The sequence below is a fragment of the Kitasatospora sp. NPDC091257 genome (assembly GCF_044757675.1).
Taxonomy (GTDB): Bacteria; Actinomycetota; Actinomycetes; order Streptomycetales; family Streptomycetaceae; genus Kitasatospora; species Kitasatospora lactacystinica.
This window is the reverse complement of sequence record NZ_JBIVVI010001407.1, coordinates 1-2,112: the sequence shown is the minus strand read 5'-3', so window position 1 is coordinate 2,112 and position 2,112 is coordinate 1. Positions and strand designations below refer to the sequence as shown.

At 71.1% G+C, this 2,112-nt stretch carries 2 protein-coding genes; one reads left to right on the top strand and one right to left on the bottom strand.

The window, feature by feature from the left end; genetic code table 11:
* Positions 1-460: very short patch repair endonuclease (locus tag ACIQOV_RS38770; RefSeq protein WP_401055525.1), on the top strand; the 460-nt coding region annotated here is incomplete at its 5' end.
* On the opposite strand, the gene ACIQOV_RS38765 is transcribed toward ACIQOV_RS38770, so the two are convergent.
* Positions 453-1,790 carry a DNA cytosine methyltransferase gene (locus ACIQOV_RS38765; RefSeq protein ID WP_401055523.1) on the bottom strand — a complete coding sequence of 446 codons (1,338 nt, stop codon included), beginning with the start codon at positions 1,788-1,790 and terminating at the stop codon, positions 453-455. The two genes, ACIQOV_RS38770 and ACIQOV_RS38765, sit on opposite strands and share 8 nt — an antisense overlap.
* Positions 1,791-2,112 lie beyond the last annotated feature (322 nt).

Here is a 2,112-nt window from a genome sequence, read left to right as displayed (position 1 = left end):
GGCCGCGTTCGGGCCGCGTCCGGGCCCGCCCGGGTCCTGGGCGTCGTCGGCGGCCAACCGCCGGAGCATGGTGGGCAACCGCAGCCGGGACACCCAGCCGGAGCTCGCGCTCCGGCGGCTCGTCCACGCGGCGGGGCTCCGGTACCGCGTGGCCGCGAAGCCCCTGCAGGGCATGCGCCGCAGTGCCGACCTGGTGTTCCGGCCGACCCGGGTCGCCGTGTTCGTCGACGGCTGCTTCTGGCACGGGTGCCCGGAGCACTTCGTCCCGCCCAAGACGAACCCGGACTACTGGCGGGAGAAGATCGGCCGCAACGTCCAGCGGGACCGGGACACCGACGCCCGGCTCGCGGCCGAGGGCTGGCTCGTGCTGCGCTTCTGGGAGCACGAGTCCGCGGAGGCCTGCGCGCCGACGGTTGTGGACAGGGTCCGGCAGCGACGCGCAGGCGGGTCCGTCAGCTGACCTTCCCCCGGTGCTGGGCGAAGTAGTCGTGGCGGGCGTGGTCCTGCTGGCCGATGAAGGCCTTGAACTCACCGAGCTTGTAGGCCAGCTCGCCGTTGCTGCGGGCCGTCTTCTCCACGTGGAAGTCGCGCTCGATGTGGGCGATGCGCCGCTCGATCTCCGGCGACGGAAGCTCCTTCCCGCCGGACTTGGCGATGAGGTCGGCCATCTTCTGGGCGGTGAGGGCCTTGTCCGGGTGGTGGCGGAGCAGCAGGTAGACCGGGTCGAGCTCCGGGCGGTCCCATTCGACCGAGTCGGTGCGCTTCTCCTCCTTGCGCAGGGCACTGGCGATCGCCTTGCCGAGCGCCTCTGCGACGGGCGGGGGGAAGGCGTTGCCGATCTGGCGGTAGACGGTGGTCTTACGGCCTTGGAACTCCCAGTGGGAGTCCTTGCCGTACCAGCCCTGGATGCGGGCGACCATGGGGGTGGTCAGCTTCGGAAGGTGGTCGCCGTCCTTTTCGGAGTCTGGGGCGGCATTGGCGACGCCCATCGCGTCGACCCCCAGCTTGCGCCAGGCGGCCTTGGCCCGGGTCGGGCCAAGGTCGGCGCCGCCGTGCTTCTTGGAGCCGCCGACGATGGTGGGCGCGATGGCGGAGGCCGTCTTGGCCCATGCCTCCACGTGCTCTTCGGGCCAGCCGTTGGCTCCCATGAGGTCCTTGAGGAGCTCGCCCACGGTGGGGGCCGGGTCCTTGGAGGGCTCGGGCCAGTGGAAGTACTCGGCGAACTCCTTCTGCAGGGCGACCAGGACGAACCGCGGTCGGAGCTGGGAGACGCCGAACTGGTGGGCCTCCAGCAGGCGCCACTCGCCGACGTACCCGGCGTCGTGGAGGAGTTCGAGGATGTGCTGGCGGTAGGCGGAGAACCGGTTGCCGCTCAGGCCCTTGACGTTCTCCAGGAGCAGCGCCTTCGGCTGGACGTCCCTGCACAGGTGCACGGCCCAGGCGAACAGGTCCCGCTCGTCGGTCGCGCCGAGCTGGTTGCCGGCGATGCTGAAGGGCGGGCAGGGGACGCCCCCGGCGAGGAGGTCGATGTCCTTGTACGCGCTGGGGTCCCAGAGCGACGGGTCGGCGACGTCCCCGACCTTGACGACGGCCTTCGCCTCGAGATCGGCGTCCTCGGGACTCGTGCCCTCGGCCTGCATGAGCCGGGAGAGGTTGTGGCGGAGGGTTGTCGCGGCGTTCTGGTCGAGCTCCAGGGCGAGCCTGTGCGTGAATCCGGCGTTGTGCAGGCCGAGGGACTGTCCGCCCGCGCCGGCGCAGATCTCGACCACCTCAAGGCGCTCAGGTGCCATGAGACCTCCTCTCGGTGGCGCCGAAAGTCGGACGCCGATGTGTTCCTCTGCCAACGGCAGCCGTCTACTCTTGCTGCCGCTGCTGGCGGCAGCCTTGCCAGCACACGGCCGCGGTCTGGGCCGGTTGTGCTTGCGGGCTGCTCTACAGCAGGTGTCTACCAGCAGAACCAGAAGCGTAGGCGACACCACTGACACAGCCCAAAACGCCGCACTCAGATGCCCCAGGTCAGGCCGGGCTCCGGGCCGGGGCGCGGTGCCGCGCGGTCTTGGGCCGGGCCTTCCGGGGCAGGTCGCGTCCAGGCGCGGAGGGCCCGCCGCACAG

Coding starts and splice junctions, on each gene's coding strand:
- ACIQOV_RS38765 (WP_401055523.1), bottom strand. CDS start 1,790: ATGGCACCTGAGCGCCTTGAGGTGGTCGAGATCTGCGCCGGCGCGGGC.